Origin of the sequence: Pseudomonas plecoglossicida NBRC 103162 = DSM 15088, from assembly GCF_000730665.1 — a bacterium.
Lineage (GTDB): Bacteria > Pseudomonadota > Gammaproteobacteria > Pseudomonadales > Pseudomonadaceae > Aquipseudomonas > Aquipseudomonas plecoglossicida.
Window position 1 is genome coordinate 55,402 of sequence record NZ_BBIV01000028.1, and the last position, 22,331, is coordinate 77,732.

Annotated in this window: 16 protein-coding genes; 12 read left to right on the top strand and 4 right to left on the bottom strand. The window is 54.7% G+C overall.

The window, feature by feature from the left end; genetic code table 11:
• Nucleotides 1-8 precede the first annotated feature (8 nt).
• A complete protein-coding gene (locus tag PPL01S_RS16505; RefSeq protein WP_016392238.1) occupies nt 9-317 on the bottom strand; it encodes a 50S ribosome-binding protein YggL in 309 nt (102 codons plus the stop codon).
• Between the two features lie 68 nt (nt 318-385).
• Between PPL01S_RS16505 and PPL01S_RS16510 the strand changes: the two genes are divergently transcribed.
• The 10 genes from PPL01S_RS16510 to PPL01S_RS16550 all read left to right on the top strand — a co-directional run bounded on the left by PPL01S_RS16510 (nt 386) and on the right by PPL01S_RS16550 (nt 15,159).
• Nucleotides 386-2,509 (top strand): hypothetical protein, encoded by a 2,124-nt coding sequence (locus PPL01S_RS16510; RefSeq protein WP_028625761.1) that lies wholly within the window; start codon nt 386-388, stop codon nt 2,507-2,509.
• A 21-nt stretch (nt 2,510-2,530) separates the two neighbouring features.
• Nucleotides 2,531-2,680, top strand: a complete 150-nt coding sequence (locus tag PPL01S_RS25155) for a hypothetical protein (RefSeq protein WP_016392240.1) — start codon at nt 2,531-2,533, stop codon at nt 2,678-2,680.
• Nucleotides 2,673-4,751, top strand: coding sequence for a hypothetical protein (locus PPL01S_RS16515; RefSeq protein ID WP_016392241.1), 2,079 nt, complete (start codon nt 2,673-2,675; stop codon nt 4,749-4,751). Before PPL01S_RS25155 ends, PPL01S_RS16515 begins: the two co-directional genes overlap by 8 nt.
• 18 nt (nt 4,752-4,769) lie before the next feature.
• Nucleotides 4,770-5,384 (top strand): hypothetical protein, encoded by a 615-nt coding sequence (locus tag PPL01S_RS16520; RefSeq protein WP_016392242.1) that lies wholly within the window; start codon nt 4,770-4,772, stop codon nt 5,382-5,384.
• The gene (locus tag PPL01S_RS16525) at nt 5,365-6,783 is read left to right on the top strand and encodes a tyrosine-type recombinase/integrase (protein WP_016392243.1); all 1,419 of its coding nucleotides are present in this window, start codon (nt 5,365-5,367) and stop codon (nt 6,781-6,783) included. The genes PPL01S_RS16520 and PPL01S_RS16525 overlap by 20 nt, the downstream gene beginning before the upstream one ends.
• A gap of 204 nt (nt 6,784-6,987) precedes the next feature.
• Nucleotides 6,988-7,125, top strand: a complete 138-nt coding sequence (locus PPL01S_RS26050; RefSeq protein ID WP_016392244.1) for a hypothetical protein — start codon at nt 6,988-6,990, stop codon at nt 7,123-7,125.
• A 588-nt stretch (nt 7,126-7,713) separates the two neighbouring features.
• Nucleotides 7,714-8,559: a restriction endonuclease-related protein gene (locus tag PPL01S_RS16535; protein ID WP_244212821.1), complete on the top strand. Its 846-nt coding sequence runs from the start codon at nt 7,714-7,716 to the stop codon at nt 8,557-8,559.
• Nucleotides 8,543-11,614, top strand: a complete 3,072-nt coding sequence (locus PPL01S_RS16540) for a DEAD/DEAH box helicase family protein (RefSeq protein WP_028625762.1) — start codon at nt 8,543-8,545, stop codon at nt 11,612-11,614. The genes PPL01S_RS16535 and PPL01S_RS16540 overlap by 17 nt, the downstream gene beginning before the upstream one ends.
• On the top strand, nt 11,611-13,962 hold the full coding sequence (locus tag PPL01S_RS25165) for an RNaseH domain-containing protein (protein WP_016392247.1): 2,352 nt from the start codon (nt 11,611-11,613) through the stop codon (nt 13,960-13,962). The genes PPL01S_RS16540 and PPL01S_RS25165 overlap by 4 nt, the downstream gene beginning before the upstream one ends.
• 303 nt (nt 13,963-14,265) lie before the next feature.
• Nucleotides 14,266-15,159, top strand: coding sequence for a ribonuclease H1 domain-containing protein (locus PPL01S_RS16550; protein WP_016392248.1), 894 nt, complete (start codon nt 14,266-14,268; stop codon nt 15,157-15,159).
• Between the two features lie 195 nt (nt 15,160-15,354).
• On the opposite strand, the gene PPL01S_RS16555 is transcribed toward PPL01S_RS16550, so the two are convergent.
• Entirely contained in the window at nt 15,355-16,653 is a 1,299-nt protein-coding gene (locus PPL01S_RS16555; RefSeq protein ID WP_016392249.1) for an FRG domain-containing protein, read from the bottom strand.
• Between the two features lie 118 nt (nt 16,654-16,771).
• Nucleotides 16,772-18,919, bottom strand: coding sequence for an AAA family ATPase (locus tag PPL01S_RS16560; RefSeq protein WP_016392250.1), 2,148 nt, complete (start codon nt 18,917-18,919; stop codon nt 16,772-16,774).
• Nucleotides 18,920-19,267: 348 nt separating this feature from the next.
• Here PPL01S_RS16560 and PPL01S_RS16565 point away from each other — a divergent pair, with 348 nt between their 5' ends.
• A complete protein-coding gene (locus PPL01S_RS16565; RefSeq protein ID WP_028625763.1) occupies nt 19,268-19,939 on the top strand; it encodes an HAD family hydrolase in 672 nt (223 codons plus the stop codon).
• Here the strand turns inward: PPL01S_RS16565 and PPL01S_RS16570 are convergent.
• Entirely contained in the window at nt 19,914-20,435 is a 522-nt protein-coding gene (locus PPL01S_RS16570; RefSeq protein WP_248694079.1) for a LysR substrate-binding domain-containing protein, read from the bottom strand. The two genes, PPL01S_RS16565 and PPL01S_RS16570, sit on opposite strands and share 26 nt — an antisense overlap.
• A gap of 305 nt (nt 20,436-20,740) precedes the next feature.
• On the opposite strand from PPL01S_RS16570, the gene PPL01S_RS16575 reads away from it, so the two are divergent.
• The gene (locus tag PPL01S_RS16575; protein WP_028625764.1) at nt 20,741-21,985 is read left to right on the top strand and encodes a hypothetical protein; all 1,245 of its coding nucleotides are present in this window, start codon (nt 20,741-20,743) and stop codon (nt 21,983-21,985) included.
• The last annotated feature ends 346 nt before the right edge of the window (nt 21,986-22,331 follow it).

The window sequence follows — 22,331 nt, forward strand, 5'->3', positions numbered from 1 at the left end:
AGCGTGCATCAGGAAGCCGGGTTGATCGGCTTTTCCGGATACCAGGCGTCCAGCAACGGGCTGACTTCGATGGTGGTCAGTTCGTTGCGGCCCTTGAGCCAGGCTTCGACGGTAGCGCGCTGCTCTTCGCTGACCGAGCCACGGTTGGCCAGGCAGACCAGGCCGAAGTCATCGCCGCCGACGTAGTCCAGGCCATTGGCATCCATGGCTTCTGCCAGGAAGGCGTCGAGGAAGGCATCGATGGCTTCGTCAGACAGGTCTTCCTTGAAACCCAGGTTCAGTTCGAAACCCAGCTCCTGGATTTGACTACTTAGCAAGCCATGTCATTATTCTCTAAAGGCCCACAGAATGCGGCTTACAGACCACATTATCATCTCTAGAAAAAATGACAATTATCAAAAATACCTCAGCCATCCGCCAACACCCCCTCACCGCCATTGATGGCGAGGTTGGAGACCTGATCCTCCAATCTGCCGAGTCGTTACGTCAGTCGCTCAATCTCAAAAGCTTCGTCATCAGGCCTCAACTGATGGCGCTTGAAGCCTACTGCGACGTGATGGGCCATCGGGTCACAATGGACACGCTCCGCTCCCCCGAGATTCGGGAAATCCTGGAAGGCTTCACTACCGCAATGGCCGGAGAGGCACTCATCGTCCTGCCGGATAGAGAGCCCATCAAATTTTGCCGCACCCTCTATCAAGTGCTGAATGAAGCCAGAGCAAAATACCCAGACCACCACCGATTGGAATGGGACTTCCGGACTTTCAAACCAGACCCGGAGGTGTGCATTGCAATCCGAGCACGCACAAACGAATTTCACGAGTGGTACTGGAAAGGTTGGGACATCCAACAGCCACGGCAGGCAGCTGTATATCTGCGTCTAGCCCAGCTGGTCGTCCCCTATGGCCGGACTTTTGTACAGGACGTTTACGAAGAGCTGCTGCAGTATTTCCGGAACCGTACGGGCAGATTCCGTAGCGAATGGAACATCCTGTTTGACTACCTCGCCAAGCACCACCATTCCTGGCCACTGAGCCGGTTCAAAACGGAGGTGGGACTTAAGCAGTTCATGCAGGAGTTCTCCATTTCCTATTTTAACAATGCCAAGATAGCCGGGCTGGACGCTCAGTCTCAGATCAAAAACTGGAACCGATTCCTTAACTCTGTAGAGCAATGCCTCTGCAAGCCAACTATCTGGGCAAGCATCAGCTCTCCAATTCGACGCCCGCCGCCCGATACCAAGCATGGCTCAGAGACCAAGGTGACGGAAGACGAAGAAGGCACGCTCGTTCAAGAGAAGTTGCTCACGAACATCCCTTTGCACGTGACCGATGCCGAAGCCGTTGAAATCCTCTTTTTCCACATCAAAAGAGATGTCACGACGGTTCGCAATTGGGCGACGGCACAAGCGGCTGACCTCAAATCTCGGTATATGTGGCGAATTGAGCAAGCGAATAAAGGCACTCCGATTGAACAATACGAAGGCAGGGGGCTCTACAAAACCTATAGCGTGGCTGATGTCTGCGCAACTCTAGAAGACGTTAATTCAAACGTCCCCACTGCGTTTCTCTGCAAGGTATATCAAAACGCGACCAGTTCGAAGTGCAGCGCGCCGGAACTTGCCAACGCATTAGGATTTGCGGTGGCAGGAAGCTTATTTCCATTCCAGTGCCTGCTTGTGCTTGAGCACCCCGAAATCACATCTGAGTTTTTGAAAAGTTTCGAACTGTATAACCAAGACGGTCAGCTGGTCGGATTCGACGAGCAGCAACGGCTACTCATCGGGTACAAAGACCGCAAACAGCCAGACGTACGAGAGCAGGTCATCGAACTGAATGACCAGTCGTTTGCCATTGTCAAAGACATTATCGCGATCACCAGTTTGGGCCGTCGCACACTGAAGGCGGAGAAAAACGACGATTGGCGCTACCTCTTCATCACATCCGGGAAGGCCCTAAAGCCCTTCCAGGTAGCAAAGCCGACTCTTTGGAATGACAACTCGTTTATCAACAACCGCACCCTGCGGGAACGGTTGCTCAAAGAGTTCAGGCCGCACAGCGATCTTTCAGATGGTGAGCTAGTCGAGCTCATCAAGCGGGTTCGCCTGACGAAAATCAGGCCTTCCAGGGCGGTGGAAATTTTCATTCAGAGCAAGAGCTCAGAAAAGATGTCCGATGCCTTGGGTCATGAGCACTATTACCCGGATCTACTCAGCCACTACCTACCTGACGCCATCCTGGCGTTCATCAAAGCGCGCTGGATCCGGATCTTCCAAAAGGCCCTTGTCTGTGTAGCCATGGAAGAGAGCCCTCATCTGCTTAGGGTAACCAAATTTACCAGCATCGATGAATTGGACGCCTTCCTTGAAAATCACCGTATCGAGGAGATTCCTTCTGAGGCGTCCGACCCGAACGCAAAGCGCAACGCGAAGAAGTCAATAGCAGCGAAGCGGTGCTTTCGATTGGCGTTCCTTTCCTGGCCTCCCTGTTGTCACTGGAGGCCGCAGTAAAGGCAGCCACCAACAGGGCCCGTGTGTGGCAAAGCCGAATACTGGGCATCCTTTGCGGAGAAGATCAAAACGGAAATCACGACCGGGAGAAAGGCGCCGCTGAAGAAATACCTGGCTACCGCACTTGAAATGGTGGATGCGAAGAAAATGGAGGCGCTGATCTATGCGTAAGCTTAAGGCGGTCAAATCCAGCTATGACTTCCTACAGACGTTTGACCAAGAAAAGGCCTCGGCGCATACCACCGCCCCCTGGTTGCTTAACGATTTCAGTGAAAATGACTGGAAAATGCAGACCAATCAGAAGGTGCCATTCCATCTCGCATGGAGTGTTCAGCTCTGGGATGGGAGCTTGCTGACTGACGCGAAGAACGACGTGCTGCTGCGTTCGCTCAAACATCTCCTCATCATCGGCGGCAATGGCATGAATGAAGAGTTTGCGATGCTGGCTCCTAGCAGCAAGCACATGAGGGTCACTTACACCCTAAAGCTCATCGACTATCTGTTGATCCATGCCGAGAGCTATGGATTAGTGGAGTTTGGCCTGGGATCTCTCGATGGTGACCACTTAAAGGGCATGCTGAATCACCTAGCCACTCAGGCAAGATCCGAGGACTCCGTGTATGCCTGGAAAGATCGGGTAACGGCATTTAGCACTTCAGAACTCGGCAAACTCACTCCTTCGGAAGAAGAGGCGCTATTCAAGAAATATCCCAGCATGTTGGAGGTCAGCGACGACGAGCTAGAGGACTTCTCGCTCGGCATCGAAGCATCGGAGATTCCGAGGGTACGCGCTGCACTGATGAAAGCGGGTGTGTATTACGGCAATCGCAACCATGGGTTCCGGATCAGCACAAAACAACTGTCGGAGCTGATCTACAGCGATACGCTACGAGGCTGTCAAACCCCCAAATCTGCGCTTCACGCACTCAGTTTTTATCCCAATGAGCGGAGCTACCGTCGCGAGTTTCCAGGCGTACGGGTCACGACAGGCGAGTCCGAGAGGCTGCAGGAAAGCATCTATTTCTACTACCGCTACACCCTGATCGGCAGTGCTGCCCTGGGGACATTGGAGCTACCCTCCCCATCCGATATCGAGACCATCAAAGAGTATGTTCCCGATGTGAACGAGTCCAAACGCTTCAGAAGCGTTCCGTCGGCCAACCTACTTAAGCTGTTCCGCCGAAGCATGGAGTTTCATGTCGAGAAGGGCAGGATGATCCTGAACGGCTTCGTGAGGGTCGCTGCCTATTGCAAGGCAAAAGGTCTGTCGATGACCCAGCTCCCAGAAGCCGAATTTCTGAATGTCATCGGCCCGGAACTCGTCAGCCTCGGCGTCAAAAAACTGGGTCTTTCAAGCAACCGCAGAACGAAAAACAGACTCCCGCGTAAAGGCAGCCGTGAGAAATACTTCAAAGATTTGCGTGCAAACCACGGCTTGATTGAGCTGGTGTACGTGTACCTGGGCAGCATCCAGATGGCCGTCGGTATGCTCATGGCACGGCGGGTCGACGAACTGGTGACGCTCAAAGCGCGAGATTGCCTCGACGGTAGCAAATCCTGGCTTATCTTCGGCCTAGCAAAGTCGACCCGCCAAGCGCTCGGCTTGCGGCAGCGTGAGTCTCGCCCTATCGATGCTATCGCGGTTGAAATGATTGAAGAGCTTCGTCGTTTCCAGAAGCTGCTTAAGCTGCCGGGAATCATCGACGACCTGGGCGACCTGTATGCCACCCCCTCTTCGTTGGGCTACGCGGGCCTGCAGGAGTGCTCAACACATCTCTACAACCGGCACCTGGATTTCGCTTGCGACTACTTCGAAAGCGATCTGAACGATGACGGCCAGCGTTACTACGTCCGCCAGCATCAGCTCCGGCGCTTCTTTGCCATCATGTTCTTCTACACCAACAGCTTCGGCGAACTTGACACGCTACGCTGGATGCTCGGGCACCGTGACATCGAACACGTATGGCACTACCTGACCGAGTGCCTGGAACCTTCAGACATTCGGGGAGCTGGCGCCCGATATTTCGCTGATCAAGCAAAAAAAGATCGCCTGGAAAACTACCAAAACCTAAAGGACTTGCTGGCTGCCAAATTTGGTACCACCTCGTTCAAGTTGGTCGATGAGCAGGAGATCGAGTCGTATCTCGAAGCCATGCTGGAAGAGGGTAAAGCCCGGATCGAGCCGCACTTCTACAACGATGAAAATGGCAAAGCCATGAAAGTCCTCTTCATCGTCAGCTGAAATATCGGGAAAACATCAATGAGCACACTGACTAAACGCGAGCAGATCGAACAATCCATTGACGGGATCTTTAAGCTTTTGCATGAGATCCGGCGCGAGCCTGGCAGCTATGCCCAGAACGAACAGGTGCTTCACGCCCTCAAGAGTCAGGGCTACCTGTGCGCGCTGGAGATGGATTTCTGGATCCGGGACGAACAAGTGAAAATCCAGCCAATCAGCCTGAATACGCTCAAGAAGAAGCTGGCGGGTAATGGCCCTGATCGCGACTTCACTTATTTGGACAAACTACGAACTCATGCCCAGGCCGCCATTGCCAAGTTCAGCGAGGAGCCGCCCGAGCCCAAAAAGCGTTCGCGAAGCGCCATTGAGAGTCAGATCGAAGATCTCAAAGCCTCAGTCTCCTCACTCCACGCAGTCAACATGGTGCTGGTACAGGCTTTGGAGGTTAACCGTAGAGACTTGATCACCATCGCGGACACCGTGAACACTGGGTTACGGCAGAAGCGAATCAATGACGCGATCAATCGGATCATTAAAATTCTTGGGATGAACCCTGCCCCATTTGACGACACCTCCGTCCTCTCTATGGAAAAACATCTGAAGCTGGTGCCCAATGACAAAACGAACCGTTGAATATCCCGAGTCGGGCCAGCTTTTCACTCCCATTCCGAAGCTGCGGCTCTACGATTATCTGACTCATGGCGAGCTGCATACGCTTGACGGCAGCATGATGCCGTTCATGTCCTGGCCTGACGGTTCACCGTGCCTGCAAGCTAATGCTTATATGATCAAGCTCAGAATGCAGCCTGGCAGGGGCGGGCATGGCCCGTCGAGGCATGGCACTAAAGGCGGATCATTTGGGCAGTACGCCGGCCAGATCAGCCACCTGATTCGCTTCTGCTACTACAACAAGCTGAGCTTCATCGCCCTGTCGGATGACGATTTTTGCGACTTCATCGATGGGCTCCGTCAAGAGAAGAAGCCTGACAACCCTAAACAGCAGAAAAGGAATGAGCGCACCATCACCGGTATTGGCAGACGGTGTCTTAATTTCCTCAGCCATGTCGCTGAAATGAATGGCCTGCATAACTTCGTGGGGATCAATGGCACCATTTCTATTGTCATGGTGGACGCCATTTATTATCGGAATGGTAAAGCCTTCAAACGCTCAAGCGTCCATCATAGGTCGTTCAGGACGCCTTCTGCGAAGAAGACTCGTAAACCGATCGGTGAGGCGACTATCGAAAAGCTGAGGGATACGATTGATGCTCACTCATCGTCTGAGTTTTTGAGTACTCGCCGGCACTTGATGATCTCTCTATTCGAAGAAATGGGAACTCGAAGAGCTGAGACCCAGCCCATTACGGTGGCCGAGGTCATTGCCGCCAGCAAAGTGAAATCTCCAACCCTCATCGTCAATACGCTAAAACGTGGAGGCATGGGGATCACACGAGAGCTTGAACTGAGTCCTCCCCTGATCGATGAGCTCATGGATTACATTCGCGGCCCCAGACGTACAATCATGAAGAAACACAAAGGTATCCCAGACCATGGGTACTTATTCGTCACTGAGCGCGGAGGTCGCCCCTTGGGCATCGACAGCATTACGACGGAGTTTTCTAAGATTCGCAGGTTAGCAGGCATCGAAGAGCAAGCGTGTGCACATTTGTTCCGACACACCTTTTGCACCAACATTGTGGCCCAGCTCATTGCGGCCACTCAGGCGTTGAGTCCAGATTCGTTTAGGCAGACGTTGATGACCAACAAGATGCTCGCTGAGTCTGCGATGGCTAAGAGCGGGCACGCCACACTTGAGAGCCTGCTGGACTACGTTGATTCCGCATTCAAGCAAAAATCCAAGTACCAGCAGATCATTAAGACCGTCGAAGCCGCCAAGACATTTGAAAGCTATGAGAGGCGCAGGAAGCGACTCCGTGATGATTTCAAAAAGGGCAAGCTCACAAAGGAGCAATACATTGAACGTGATGAACAACTGGATGCAGCTATGGATCGCGACCTCCAAGCTGCATAGTCTCAGTCAGGAGGACAACCTGGAGTGCCCCCGAATATGAAATGCTGGCACTCCATGGTTTCTGAATCCATTGGGCAATGGCTCTGAGGATTAAAGATGCCTGGCTTGCTAGGCTCTGTACGAAATCCCGAGAAACCTAATCGTCGCTCCTCTAGCGCTGAGATTTTGTAGAGTCACGCGCCATTAACGGTAAGGAAGTCTGTGATGCCAAGGCGCTACGAACTCACGAACAAGGCCTGGGATGTGGTCTCCGATCTCTTCATCGAAACCCTTGGCCGAGGTCTGCCCCGACTGAGCGACCGGCTGATGCTCGATGGCGTGCTGTGGGTGCTCTGCTCATGAACAGCCTGGCGAGATATGCCCGAGAGTTTCGGATCTTGGGCAACCCGAGCCGCAGATGGCGCTCGGGCAAAAGATTGGCTGAAGAGACTGCCGACCTCGCTCTTGGCTGCAGTCGCGATGACCTGACAGCCAAGATCCACCTGCTCTCGCCGAGCCCTGCCCGACCTGCGCCTGGCCTCAGGCGCAGTTGTTGTTCGCCATCCTGGTACCCCTCCCCGGGAGGTATCGCCGTCCCCGAGTGGCAAAGTGCGCTAGGGCATTGCACGGTTTAATAGCAAATTGATAGCGTAGGCACTACTGCGAAATTCAGGCGGCAGACGTGCCCCCCCCCACAGTGCTAGGCAACCCCGTAGCAACGCTGGCAGAAGAAGCTCAGGGATGAGATGGAGTGTGCGTATGGATAGGCAAGCCCCCGAGTACCTTCTCAACCTGCTCGCACAAGGAGCCTCACTCTGCGCTACAGATCGGGGTCAAGCGTTCGTTCTTTTCCAGCGAGCATGTGCCCTTCTCTGGCGACTCGATCCCACGGGGAGTCCTATCTCCCCGATCGAGCTGGAGCGCAGGCTTCGAACGCCCTTGGAGGACTGGTTGCCCGAGTCCGTCAGAGCCGACTATTCAGGCCCCCTTCTCTACTTCGATATCTTCACCCAGACATGCAGTGAAATGCTGCTGGAGCTTGATGCGAAGGCGGTTTGGGATCGTGTGCAAGAAAGTGTGAATCGGGTCAAGCAGGCATGCCGACTGCGAGCAGACGGTGAATTGCACTACCGAAATTTCCGCCTGTTTCTGGTTCAGCATGGTGTGATCTGGCCCGCTCAAGCCAGTGACACCTTCCTGCCCTTGAACCTGTCATTGAGCGAATTTTACGAGCCTATTGCGCCGCACCTGTTTCACAACGGGCTCCTATACCTGTGTCCGGAATGCAAGTGGCCAATGAACACCCAGCGGCACGAAGTCAGCTGCGCGTCAGCGTGGTGCCAGGACAAGAAAAGTCTCTTCGTTCGAAATGGCGATGCCCTGACTAACCGGGTCGACGGAACCGCTTTGAACGGGCAGGCTGTCGATGGCCGGCTGATGCTCAAACCAGCGTTGTGGAAGTTTACGCTTCAGCCCGGGCTCATTGAATTCGAGCTCGCTCAGACTCTGGCCGGTATGGGATTCGACGTGCAGCTATGGCCAGATGTTGACCGTACAGACCTACGCTTTCGACTGGGGCATACCCACCAGGATATCGATGCCAAGGTCTGGATGTCCGCCTACAGACTTGCCGAGCACATCAAGGCGATTCCAACGAGCTCACCTCGATGGATTGTAATCCCGGATTACCAGAAGCAAAGCCTCCCCTTACTCCGAAAACACTGTAACCCCGGCGTGAGCGTGTACACCCAGAGCCAATGTGTACAGGAGGCGAAGAAACGTGCAGCCCCTTTCTGACATCAGCGTCACGCTGTTCCTCGCATTGGCTGCACGCTATGTGAGCAATGACCCCATGCTGGCCGACGCAGCATCGCTCTGTTCTGGCCGAACGCGAGGATGGATCACCTGGTATGGGTTGCCTGAAGCTGACCAGCAGTTGATCGCCGAAAGTCTGCGTCTGCGCCCCTCGCCGGTTGCGCAGCCCAAGCGCTTCATGATGAGCGTCGAGGCGATCTTCAATGGTGACCGCAGCCCTTTCGAGCTCATAGAGCAGGACAAGCTCGGCAGCGAACTGCACGAGCAAGATCGCTATCGTGTCTCCCCTTACTTGAATACAGATCAGCTCATCAAAGAGTACCTGGATGCCCTCAGATATGGGCGCAAGCCCCCTACTTATGCGCAGCTTCCACTGAACGGCGATGTCGTGCTCAAGCACATTGCTGGCGACCAAGTAAGGGTCTTCTACATCCCTGAGAGTGAATGGGCTGTTCTGGATATCATCGACCGGAGCATCACGCTCGCGTCATCTCCAGCAGTTCCGGAAATCGGTTGGGAGTTGGCATCGCTCACCGAGATCGCCGGTCAACTCGACGCTGCGCCGGGGCTTCACAACAATCACCGGAGCTCCCTGGATAATATTTGGGGTTCCCACTCAGATCGCGCGGCGCAAGCCGGTACCTTCTACCGAGTCAACGCACCGACGGGCACTGGCAAGAGTGTCGCAATGGTCATGATGTCGATTGACCTTGCGCGCAGAGGTCATCGGGTTGTGATAGCGGTGCCGACCCTCGTTGAGCTTGAAAATACGGTGCGGATGCTAGAGCAGTCTGCTGCGGTGGCTGCGCCAGGGTTGAAGATAGCCCCCCTGCATTCTGCAGCTCGGGTCTTCGAGCGTGGCCAAATCCAATTCAAGCAGGGTCATGCCGCGCCGGCGTACGACTATGCCTGCCTGCTCAATGCCTACGCGACGGACGAGCTGGATGTGGAGCCTGGTAAAGAGCCATGCTTCAACATCCGTGTTTCGACAGAGCAAGAGGGTCGAGCAGAGCAGTCGAAGCGGTTGAAACACTGCCCCTTCCTCTTCAAGTGCGACAGAACGCAGATGTTGTCGCAAGCCCTTGAGGCCAACATCGTGGTGATCAATCACCATGCATTGCTGTCGGGGACGACCCGTATTCCGTTGTCTGACGCTGACCTGTTCCCAGGGCCTCGTAGCTTCATCGAAATACTGCTCAGAACGGCGCCTCTCTTCCTTGTCGATGAAATCGATGGGCTGTTGAAGTCCGCGATCGACAGCAGCGTGATTGAGCTGAAGCTAGGCAACCAAGGTGACAATAGTCCTCTGCTGCGCTTGTTCAACACCGTGGCCGGGCGATCCAGCATTCCGGAGATAGACCGAAGCAGTCTGTTCCGTGTGAGCTGGGCGCTGACCTACTGCACACTCAGCGTCAACCAGCTGATGAACCTGCAGCAGGAGAGATATTTCGAATGGCCAAAGAAGGAAACCACCTGGTCTGATGCTGACGACACCTTCATCATCCAGAAGCTCGGTATTGATCGCCCTGCGTTGGAAGCGCTTTTCGAGAACTCGAATCGCACGCCGGAACACCTGGAGAAGCTGAGCACACATCTGGCGAAATGGCGCTCAAACGGTGGCGAGCACAAGCTTGAAGCCCTTGCCACTAGCCTGGATCACCTCATCACGCAGTTGTCTTCAGATGGCAGGCTTGCGGCGAAGCTCAACAAGCGGGACAGAATTCGTCTGAAGGCGTCGCTCATCCTGCGAGGCACCTTGCAGGTGATCGAAACCCACCTGCGCAATCTTCAAGTCGAGCTACCGAGCTTTGTGAATGCCGAGATACCTTATGCATACGAGGTCAAACGGAGCATCGCGGGGCCCGAGCCGCTGAGTCCTACCCCCAATGGCCCCTTGCAGCGGGCTGTTTTTGGATTCAAGCGCAAGGATACCGCCGACAATGACTCAACGCTCAATGTGGTAGCCATGCGCGGCGATCCTCACAGCACGCTGCTCTCACTGCCAGACGTCAGCGCGCTTGGCTATGCCGGTGTGAAACGATTGTTCATTGGCTTTTCCGCGACGGCGTACTTCCCTGGGGCCAGCGCTTATGACTTGCGCGCGGAAGACTTCATCGACGTGCCCGACGTGCCCGGCCAAGTCACATTCAAGAATGTGCCTGCGACCACTGCCATTTCTGGCGGGCAGTATTCACAACGCAGATTCCTGGTGTCCAAGTTGGCGAAGGAGATCTGGCCTTGGCTTGATAGTCGCCTGGTGAGCCTGGCTGACGACCCGCTGACCAGTGCACGGGCTCGCTTGCTGCTTGTCACCAACAGCGACGCGGATGCTGAGGTTTTGGCGATGACGCTGGCGACTCTTCAGAATGGCCCAGGCCAGCGTGTGGGCTGGGTTCGCGGAAGACAAAGCGAGTACAAACCATCGACCCTCGAAGCTGAGCAAACATTGGTGTACGACGATCTCGCTGAATTCACCAGCGGTCGCCACAGGGACAAGACGGTACTTGTGAGTGCCATGGGCCCAATGGCGCGCGGTCATAACATCGTGAACAGCGACGGGCTTTCGGCAATCGGCGAAGTCGTTATCTGCGTGCGCCCCCTGCCCTCGTCTGATAGCCCCAACAACAATCTGGCGCATATCTGTTATGAGACGGGCAATGCCGTAGGGCTGCATAGCAGTCCTGGCATGCTGATGATCCAAGAGCGAAAACACTCCAATGCACTGCTACAGAGCATTCGTACCGCCGATCCGGCATTCAGTCAGCAACCTGACAACATCCGCCATTACACGATCATGAACATTCTGGTGAGCCTCACGCAGCTCATTGGACGAGGCCGTAGGGGAGGCACGCCCGTGACCTGCTACTTCGCCGACGCAGCGTTCATGGAAGGCGCACTCCCCTGGCCTCAGATGCTCAGCGAAAGCGTGCAGCAACTGAAGCGAGATGGCGACTGGGATCAATTCCAACGCCACCATGCAGGCGTGGCCTCGGCACTCTTGAATTACATTTATGAGTCACGAAAGGATGCGACATGAAGGGTCTTGAATTACGTACCAGCCTCTTTGAATTTGATGCCGGCCAGCTGGGCAACGCCTACCGTGCTGTCATCGGCCCGCACTATTTGGACGCCTGGCAGGCCCTGCAAGGGTTGGCCAGGAAGCCCCACCCTGGACTCCCATCGGTCGGGCTCGAAGAGATGCTGGCAACGCTGTCGGGTGGGCCGGTCAAAGTGAACATGTTCCCGCAACAGGACGGCGGTGTGTCGGCAATCCTGATGCTCAGGCCTTTGCCCATCGATACCCTCAATGATGCCCTCAATCTCTGGTCGAAGGACGTCATGCAGGCCTGGAAACAGGAGCTTGCTGAATTTGAGGGCAAGCTCGTTGTGACGGATCTGGTGCCCCTGGACACCGTAGGGCTGGTTGCACCCGGAGATGTGTCGTCGCTCGCATACATCGTCATTCCTTGGCTGGTAGGCCAAGCGCTCACCCGCACCCCGATGCAGGCAACCAAGCCGATCAAGCTCTACCAAGGTGCCGACGGTAGTGTGCTTGCATGGGATGATCCGGTGATTTCAGAAAGCGATGTCCGCTACGCCAGCGCGCTACACATTATCGAGCCGGACTTGGTCTTGCTCAATGGCCGCCCCCAGCCGTATCTGCAGCTGAGGGTGAGGTTATCGCGAGTCATGCCCAACCTGGTGGGGAAGAAGAAAAATGCGTGGGTCAAAACCGGTGATCTGATCGTAAGGGCGAAGATCAAGACCCGACCTGCTGGCGACGGCTGGAAGACCACCTATGAGCATCCTATTGAAAAACTACTCGCGTTCATGGGGGTGCCGGCATTTCCCCCCATGGTCGAGGGTGACATTCCTGTAGACAGTGATGTCAGGCCGATCTATGCCATCCAACCTTCGAACCCGCTGATTGGCTCCGGTGCAGGCCCGCTGTTCCTCGACCAAGCATGCTTCCACTTGCTTGCCTCACTTCCAGGAACCAAACCATTGTTGGCACGCAAGGCCGTCGGGCGTCTTGCCGAAGAGAAGGCCACCGTCTCTGCCGACACGGTCAATCTGAACGTCATGGTGCTCGCGGCTCATGCCGACGTGATGCTAAGACTCCACACCGCAGCGTCCTCATTGGCGCGTGACACCAAGTTCTTCCAAAAGGTTGCCCCTCCACTGATCAACCTCGTGCGCCTGGATGTCACGGACGCCCAACGCATGCTGGAAGGGAAACACGATCCGAACACCCTCAGCGAGTGGCTGCAGAACCAAGTTGTACCTGCTGCCAAGCAACATGCGCAGGGCGGCGTGAAGGTGATGATTGTTGAGACAAGCGCGTTAGCGGCCTCTCGTGATGGCGACTTGGATCCCAAGCATGTGATCCGACGAGTTCTCGCGAAGCACGGCATCGCGACTCAGTTCATCATGCACATCGACCCGGATGCCGAATCAAAAAAGCGCAAGCCAACAGACGAGGAGCGCGATTTCAAGGCCATCAATTCGGTGATTGAAGCCATTCGCTTGAGCGGCTATCTGCCTGCACCGCTGCCCAAGGTGAAATCGGTGCCGATTGGTACAACGGTACTGGCCATCCTGCTTGACCGAATCCAGGAAAAGGGCCCGGCGAAGTTTTTGCCTATCATCACCCGGATGTCTCTGGGTGGGCATGAACCAGAGGTTTTCTGGTTCGACTCAAGTGTAGATGGCAGCGGCAGGTGGATGGGTTACAGCGAAGGCCTGGCTGCTATCCACGCAACGCCCACGCTGCTGGCGTTCCCTCACGTAACGACGTTGGTTAGCCAATGCTTCCTGGATTGTAAAATCAACCCGAAGGATTCGCTGATTGTTTGCTTAGATGTCTACCTGAGAACGTTCTATGGTGGATTGAAAGACAGCCCAGGTCAGGGGATGCCTCCAATTCCCCCAAGAGCAGCGGTCGTACGCATCCGGGCGGATGAGCAGGTCGCGCAGATGACCGGCAACCATTCCCTGTTCCCCCATACCCCGCGCTTCGTGGGGCCAAAGATTGGTGTCTTCCAGTCTAACGAAAGCCCCTGCGTGTTTTATTTCGTTTCGCCTTCCAAGCAATTCGGGAGTATTCGGTCACTGCGTGACAACACCCGTTATGACGTATCGGGGCGAAATCTCAAGGATCCGTGGCAGCAGTTGGGTGTAACCGAAATTGTGATCATGGAAGCGGGTACGTTCCCCAACTCCACGGTGGTTGCCGAACAGGTGGCATTGCTATGTCGCAACGCGCCACTCTGGGACGGCCACCTTCGGCTGCCAGGCCCGATGCATTTGGCGATGAAGGTAGCAGAGGATCACCCCATTCTTGAAATGCGACGCAAGACGGAGGCGAATCGAGCGGACGGCTAAGTCCGGCTCCCCGTTCGCCCCGTTCGCCCCGCCCAGAGCAACCGCCAGAGATCGTGCCCGCCCAGGCGGGCCGCTTTTATGCGAGGCGGTCTATAGGCCATGTAAACCTGATTTTTGAGCTGTAAAGCACAGAGGTTTACAGGTCAAAAATTGGGTTTACAGGCCATGTTTACAAGCTCGTCCGTCACCAATATTTTGCAGGATGAAGGCTGACAATCGCACCGCTGGCACGTCTGTGAGGTACTGCCGCCCACGACGACTCGCTCCGACAGGCCTTTTAGATATTCAGGAAGGTTGCACAGGATGGCAAAGAAACCGAAGTTTTATGCAGTAGTCCACGGACGGAAACTCGGGATTTTCAATAGCTGGGACGACGGGGCTCGCTTGTCCATTGACCGCTTTCCAGAGGCGAAACACCAATCGTTCGCTACGCTTGCCCTCGCCGAGGAGTGGTACCGCCAGAACAATCCGAGGCCAGGTTCGAACCACTCCCCTGTTCTTCACTTCAGCACGCAAGCATCCGAGCCTGAGACGACAGTCGTCCCTGAGCAGGCAGCCTTGGACGGCGTAGCTACCAAGGACTATGTCGTCTACCTGATCATTGATCCCGAGACGGAGGAGCCCTTCTATGTGGGGCAGACGGGCGACTTTGAAAGCCGGCAGCGAGGCCATCTTGGGAAAGCCAACCACGACTGCAAGCGCGCGGCAGCCAAGATCGCCCAGTTACTTGATGCCGGAGTGACTCCGGCATTCAAAGTCGTAGAAACCTGCGACTCCGAAGAGGCCTCATTGAAGGCTGAGACACGTTGGGTCGAGCACTGCACCGCCAGGGGTATCAAGGTTTGGAACCGCTGGAGGGAGCACCGTGAAATCCAAGCATTACACATGAAGCCCAAGATCGAGTTTGATCGAATCATCGGAGACGGCCCCTTCACCCTCGGCCCTTATCAGTACGACTCCAGGTACGAGCTCAAGACCAAGCTCACCGCGTTCTTGGCTAAGGCCTCGCCTGGCGCGATACAGCCCCGCATGGCCACCGAGAAGCTCAGATTGATTTGGGAACTCACCCGACAGGTTGGCGAAGTGAGCGTGTTTCGCGTCGTCAGGGACGCATCCAAGCACCGACTTGAAGCAGTTCTCGTGTCCGGAGTAACCGTGGTTTTTGACTACGGTGCCGCGATCGACCGCCTCCCCTGACCACCCTGCCATGCATCCATGCGCGGCGTAGACAACTGGGCGCAGCCAACAAATCTATAATCCCGCCAGCATTAGCAGTAGTGCAGGCAAAGATAGCCCGTAACGGAACCAAAAGCACCCGCCCTGTATGACCTCAGTTTGCGCCGCGTCTACTTATGCGATGTTAGCCCCCTGACGGCCATACAGGGCAATTTGTCACTCATTGTCTTGAAAGGCAAACTTCTGAGCAATGTACTTCGCTGAGCTCTCTATATAGGGAAACACAGTACTTTCATTTATATTGAGCCGATCAAGCTCCTTCAAAATACTTCTCTTGTTCGTTACCGCTATGCGGTGAAGCGTGATATCGGAGGTACCCTCCTCATCCAACACCGCTTCATCACCGAAGAGAAGGAAAGCCCCTGATTGGAATGAGATTCTGCTGTTGGTGTGTTTTCCTTTGACGCACAATACAGAGCGAAGGTGTTCAGGCTCCAGTCGAGGTTCGAAAAATGGCTTTTCTTCCTTGATAAAATGAAGCAACTGCTTCAGTGCTCGCTGAGCATTGAAGTCCTCCACCCCTGCCGCTTCGAATGAAATTGAGTCCCTCACGCCCTTAGATAACCGAGACAGATTAGCAACACAGCTTGCCGTGTCGGAATCGAAATATTTTATATAACCAGTATCCATGGAAAGCACGATGACTTCCCCATCATCATCCAAGTGGCTCTTGCAGCAGAAGTACAAGCCGATCAACGGGTTTGAGGTAATATCAAGCAAACGTGTCGGGAGCGAATAATGTTGCATTCGCACCAAACGATCAAGGGTATAAATATCGCCGCTGAAGTCCAAGGAATTTGAAACCAGCAGCTCTCGATACATTCGGTCTTCGGCGTCCCGATAGACAAAATTCCCCTTCTGATCCCTGCGAAAAATGGAAGGTTCCAGGCGATACTTTTTGCTATTGGAGTGTCCCCGATAGAACACCTCTCGACTACCATGATTCAATAGAAACACCTGCTCAATAAACGTGCCGACGCTGTTAGCCCGAGTCTCCGGTGGTGAGGTGGCAGGAAGATCCTCCTTGGTGACTTTCGAGCCAACTATCCCTTCCGGCAGAAGACCTGCGTGATGAAGAATGGCAAAAAGGTCTTCGTCCTTGACTGCCCAGTGCGTGCGATTGATCTCCCAATCCCGAATATCAAGAGCAGTTTGATGAGGTTTGATCTGCTCAAAGTCAATGGGGGCAATTCGCGCATCCATGATCGGTCTAGCAAACAAAATTTTGCCGTCTCTACGAAGCTTTACCTCAACCTTCCCCACTCTCATAGTGTGCTGCGTGCCCTCGTACGCAAACAGACAGGGGAGTTCCATCAGCGCTTTAAGCTGAGGCTCTTTAAGCTCTTTGAAGCTTGCAGCGATATCATCGTTCGTGTATTCCAAAAAGCGACTCTTATCATACTCATAGCCGCTTTCCCATGCGCCCTCACGAGACGTCACCAGGAAATTGTACATAACCCCTACCCCTCCTTGCGTGGTGAGTACCAATACAACAGGCTACAACATGAACCTGCTTGCAATTGCCAAGACTGACGCCTTCACCGTCACGACCAAATTCACATCACCAACAGGTTCAAGTATGCTCACCCATCATTTTCTCATAATGCTCTTCAAATCCTGTTCGCACAAACACCTGTCTAAATCGGTCGACGTAATGTGACGGCACAATCTCACCGAAATCCGTCAAGTTAACTGCGTCAGAGTGAGACTCTCGATTGATATATCGATAGAGGGCTTTGAATTCTACGTCCTCATCAGTTAGTGCCAACAGCGCCGTTTGGAGCTCATCTTGCCGATGCACGAAGGTGAAGTAATACTCCAATATATTTCTCATCATATTGGGAATGACACTAGAAGAGGTGCGGCCCACCTGAGCATCCTTAATGGCCTGCCAGAATGACTGATAGTCGTTCTGAACATCACTGGCCTTCATCGGCGTTATGACGCTGTGAGCTGCCTTGGTGATTCGGAACAAGGAGTATTCATCTGACTTCTTGAGGTGCTTCAGCATTTCATGGAAGAAGAACAAATTATGCGTCAGAATAAAAACTTGCTTAAAGCGTTCTTTCGGACTTAGCACGCGCCGGTGGATCATGGATGCGATGTCATAAATATAGTTGTGAGAGAGACTTGAAATCGGATCGTCAATGACGATGATTCGCTCACTCTTCAGCTTTCCACCTTTTTCATCAAGCTCGCCGTTGCAGACTTCAAGGAAGTAAAGGAATGAAATCAGGGTCTTCTCACCCTCGCTGAGCGTTTTGAATACCCCGACCTGCTGGTCAGGCCGCTGCAAGCGGTAGCGCGGCAAGTCGCCCTCCTCCCTGACCACCACAAAGCCCTTCAGGCCTAATACCGTGAGCGACGCGTTGATGCTTTCAACGGACTGATCGATATTGGTGATCTTGGCTTTACTCTCGGCAATGATGTCCTGATGGGCCTGGGCCTTGAGGCGGATCTCATCCGCCAGCTGTCGTTTCGCTTCCTTCTTGACTCCCAGCTCCTCGTGCACCTTTCTCGCCGATGCGATGGCAGCGTCGCAACTGGATCTAAAGCAGACCCAGAAGCGTGCCTTGATTTTCTCCAGGTGGTTTTTCTTGTCTTTCACCTTGAGATTGAACGCATCGATTTTCCTCTGACCCTCCGCAATCAAATCGCTGAGATCATCAATTATCAATTCGGTAGGCTCCAGTGCCACAACCGTCGACGGACTAGTCACCTTGGCATCCAGCGTTTGCAGATTCTGCGACAGGCGAGCATCGAGTTTCGTAATCAGCAGCTGATATTCCGATCCGTCGTATTCGGGACGCTTGAACTGGGCTCTCAAGCGAGTGACGCCGCCTTCGTACCGCGTTTTCAGAGCTTTCAATTGGGTGATGCGCTGCTCATACGTCTTGTCGAACACCTTCTGGATTTCTTCGTAAAATCCAGAAGGTAAAGTTTGCTGACAAAACGGGCACTCCTCCCGCTGCTGGTACTGCAACCCTCGCTTGACCCAATCGGAGTTCCCCAGGTCGGTGATCAAGGCGGAAAAATAGGAGTCGCCGGAGCCGGCAATGGCCTCCGACAGCAGCGCGCTGGTTTCCACATCCGCTTCCGCAAACCGGATTGTGGTTATGCCAGGCAGCTCAGCATCACTGGCCGATTGCAGCTGCTGCGCCTCAGAGGCCAGTACTGAGAAGTCATCCGTCGAGGGTACAAGAGCCAGGGTGCGCAGCTTTTCCCCAAGCCGTTCCTTTGTGTTGAGAGAAGCGAAGCAGTACCGCAGAGGCCCGGTATCGAACGGCCTTTTGAGGGCCCATAGCTGATCGAGCAAATCAGCTTTATTGGATTTCTGGGATTCCCCGAACTGATTGCCCGCTGCCACTTCGGCCTGGTGTTCAACCAGCAGCTTTTTGAGTGCATCTTCAGCAGCTACCAGCTGTTTCTCAGCTTCGATGTTGCCTTCATTGAGTGTGAAGATGCCAGCCTGTGAGCTTGCGTAAAAATTGGCCTCCATGAAGGTGTGGTTGTACACCAACACCTCACGCTCTGCCGACGCAGGCTGCGTCTTGCACTGGTGGTACAGGAGATCAGCAGGATCTTGAAGATAGTTCCCGATCGTCGTCTTGCCCGTCCCATTGTGCCCGTAGAACATGTTCACTTTCGTGAGTGGGCCAATCAAGGAGTTTTGCTCGGGGGAGTAGCTCGAAACGCCGCGCAATATCAAATTCTTGATCACGATGCTGTCCTTAGCGGCTACAGGCCATTACCACAGTATCCTATTACCGCTGAGCCTAAGAGGAAAGACCACTTCAGAGGCCTGCTCCGGCCTTTGATACAGGACAAGCATTTCATGTCGACGACACGCTACGCGTGCCCTGTTTGACGCCCGGATGCTCAACGTCTTCGCCGATGCCGGTCAGCCGCCTGAGCGTTCGCCCTGGCAAGATAACTGCACAACCGTATGAGCCCCAGATGGCCACCCCGTGTCCCTTGCAACGGCTCACTCAGCGCCCATAACCCCTGAGATTCAAGGTATCATTTCTGACCTTACGGGCAGTCGCCCCACCTTGATCAAGGCGTCCAGATGTCCGTCAAGTTTGTCCTCTTCGATGCGTTCGGTACGCTCGTCCGTATCCCCAAAGCCAGCCATCCTTACCGCCAGCTCCTAAGGGAAGGGATCCGCCAGGGCCGCAGACCGCGAGCGGATGACGTGCATCACCTCATGGCCCGCCCCCTCAGTCTGAAGGAGGCAGCGGAGCATTTCGGGATCAAGATCAATGCAGGTCGCATGGCCGAGATTCAAACTGCCCTTGAAGCGGAGCTGGACAGTATCGTCGCTTATGAGGACGGACTGCGCGCTGTCGAGCGGTTGCAGGCGGAAGGTATCAAGATCGCCATCGCATCCAACTTGGCAGCACCATATGCAGCGCCGGTTCGCCGCTTGTATCCAACCATCGATGGCTACGGCTTCAGCTTTGCGGTTGGAGCCCTAAAACCCCAGCCGTTCCTGTATCGAGCCACCTGCGAGCTGCTGGGCGCAGAAACCAGCGATCATTTAGATGACAATGGTGTGCTGATGATTGGCGACTCAGAGAAGTGCGACCGTGAAGGCCCGATGGCGGTGGGTATCCGGGGATTTCTACTGAACCGCAACGGGGGTAAGGATTTCGCCACGCTCGATGAGTTCGCCGATTTCGTACTCAAGGCCCCTCACCCAATCGCACACCCTTTCATACCAGCACATCATCGCTCCTGAGTGCATCCAGAACCACCCTGAAAGCAGCGGTCTGCTGCCGCCGTGTCGGGTAATAGAGATGGTAGCCAGGGAATGTTTCCGACCACTCCTGCAAGACCTCCACAAGCGTGCCGTTGGCCACGTGCTCATGCACGTGCGCGTCAGTCACCTGGGCTAGCCCCGTCCCGGCCAGACAGGCATCAAGGATCTGCATCGAGCTGTTCATGATCAGGGGCCCTTGCACTCTGACGCGAAACTCTCGGCCTTCGCTTGTGAACTCCCACGGATACAGGCCGCCATGCGTTGGCAGGCGCAGGTTGATGCATCGGTGCGTCATCAACTCCTCAGGGCGCTTGGGTGTGCCGTGACGCTTGAGATAGCCAGGTGCGGCCACGGTGACCATACGCATCGGTGGCCCGATGGGCACTGCCACCATGTCGGCATCAACGATATCGCCCAACCGCACTCCCGCATCGAATCGCTCGGCGACAATATTGGTGAGGCCGTAGTCAGTCATCAATCCAAGGGTCACATCCGGATGAACGTAACCCCGCTTTCTCAATACCTGCGAACGCTCTCCCCTAGCTCTCACAATGTGTCGCAGGGCTGGGCGGTGCCTGATCATCCAGAGCACCCTCATGTGCCACGCCAACCTCTGGCAAGCCTCTTCCACAAGGTAGACTCTTGCCACATCATCGCTACCTGGCGCGAAATCTGTTGGACGTTGCTTCCAACCCCTTTCCCGCTGGAAACCCAGGCCAGAAGGTTCAACGACGACCCTTCTCGGCTCAGACTCACCTTTGTAGTTTGCTAGGACATAATTTGATCGAGTTACTGAAATCGAAGATCGGGCAGCTAAACGGGGCAGAGCTCGAAAAATTTGTGAGACAACTGCTGCCGACGGTCTCCGAGGATTACGAGCACCTGACCGATACGCTGAATCACTTGGGACGAGTCACCCAGGGGCCTGCCGACCTGCTTGCCTACAAGCAGTCCAATGGTCGATACATCGCCGTGTTGTGTTCTGGCCAGATCACTGGGCTCCAAGCCAAGGTATTGAGCGACATTGAAAAGCTCAGACGAGAGAACTGCGCCATCCGAGATCGGATAGACCAGGTTGTCATTTGTCTATCAGCGCCCGGCAGTACCGACGAAATGATCTATCGCGAGGCATGTGAAAAACACGGATGGTCGACAACCGTGTACGCCTTGGATCGGCTGGCTCATATCGCGAACCAAAGCGCGGAGCTCACTGATGCCCTGTGTGCTCGCGAATTGTCCGAAATGAGAAAAAAGCTAGCCCTTGAATCGCCTCCGCAGCCAGTGCCAACCCCCGCCCCACCCAAGGAGCGGCACTACGACTGTGGGAAGCGAATCGGCGCCTTGAGGGCTCGCCTGGGACTGTCCCCAAGCGAATTCATTGATTTGATCGACTACAGCAGTGAAAAGCGATTGGGGCAGGTGGAATCCGAGGCGCTCGACATGAGCCAGTCAGAGATCACCAGGGTCTGCGAGGCAACGGGGGTTTGCGCAGATTGGCTGATACATGCCAAGGGGAGCATGTTTCCGATCGAGAGCATCTCAACCTATCACTGGGCAGAGCTGAAGCAGCTGAAAGATGCGAACCCCAAATCGGTGCACATGCTGGTCAACAGCAAAACCCAGCAGTTGGTGATGCTCGCGCATCTGCACGCCAAACATTGGAAAATCTACTGCATCGTGTTCGATCTCAACTTTGCTGCCTGGGTGGATGGTTTCTACAACATCCCAGAGATCTACAACATGCTCAAGCAGCTTGATAACGACTACAAACGACGCATCCATGGTAGGATGATCAGCCCCGAGGATTTTGCCAATATTCTCTCAGGCGACACTCATCCATCACACTTCCTGAACACGACCAATAATGCAAACATGCATTGGTTTGACGACCTCCTTGACTATCGTCATGGGTACTCGATAGCTAAGAACTATGAATGTTGGTACGGGGACTGGTTAACAACCGCTCAAGAGTATTTCAGACGTTACGTAGTCGAGGAGGTAGCGTCCACCGCCGTCGAGCACTAAGCCAGTACCTGAGGCCCGTGAGATCCGGGAAAGGTTGGCCATGATGCCTAGACTGGAGAATGGCCACTCGGGTTTCACAGAGGCTAGGACAGCGATTACCTGTGCCGACGTGCTAGTCGTTGCCCGCCTCGGCGGGCATTCTTTTGCCTGCCGGTCAGCTTCACACCTTCCCCTGCTGTCGTCGCTGCGTCCCTTGACCACGCTGTCGGTTTTCGATGATTAGACGCCTCTGTGCATCAGCGGATAAGTGGCGCCTGATCACCATAGGTGCCCTTTCACGTCCCAAGATCAACGCCAAGCAGCGTGTCTCTTAGAGTCGGCGGAGCCGCGTCTTCAGTGACAAGCC

Excerpts from the sequence above, each read along its gene's own strand:
- PPL01S_RS16510 (WP_028625761.1), top strand. The coding sequence starts at position 386 with ATGACAATTATCAAAAATACCTCAGCCATCCGCCAACACCCCCTCACC.
- PPL01S_RS16515 (WP_016392241.1), top strand. The coding sequence starts at position 2,673 with ATGCGTAAGCTTAAGGCGGTCAAATCCAGCTATGACTTCCTACAGACG.
- PPL01S_RS16520 (WP_016392242.1), top strand. The coding sequence starts at position 4,770 with ATGAGCACACTGACTAAACGCGAGCAGATCGAACAATCCATTGACGGG.
- PPL01S_RS16525 (WP_016392243.1), top strand. The coding sequence starts at position 5,365 with ATGACAAAACGAACCGTTGAATATCCCGAGTCGGGCCAGCTTTTCACT.
- PPL01S_RS26050 (WP_016392244.1), top strand. The coding sequence starts at position 6,988 with ATGCCAAGGCGCTACGAACTCACGAACAAGGCCTGGGATGTGGTCTCC.
- PPL01S_RS25165 (WP_016392247.1), top strand. The coding sequence starts at position 11,611 with ATGAAGGGTCTTGAATTACGTACCAGCCTCTTTGAATTTGATGCCGGC.
- PPL01S_RS16550 (WP_016392248.1), top strand. The coding sequence starts at position 14,266 with ATGGCAAAGAAACCGAAGTTTTATGCAGTAGTCCACGGACGGAAACTC.
- PPL01S_RS16555 (WP_016392249.1), bottom strand. The coding sequence starts at position 16,653 with ATGTACAATTTCCTGGTGACGTCTCGTGAGGGCGCATGGGAAAGCGGC.
- PPL01S_RS16565 (WP_028625763.1), top strand. The coding sequence starts at position 19,268 with ATGTCCGTCAAGTTTGTCCTCTTCGATGCGTTCGGTACGCTCGTCCGT.
- PPL01S_RS16570 (WP_248694079.1), bottom strand. The coding sequence starts at position 20,435 with ATGACTGACTACGGCCTCACCAATATTGTCGCCGAGCGATTCGATGCG.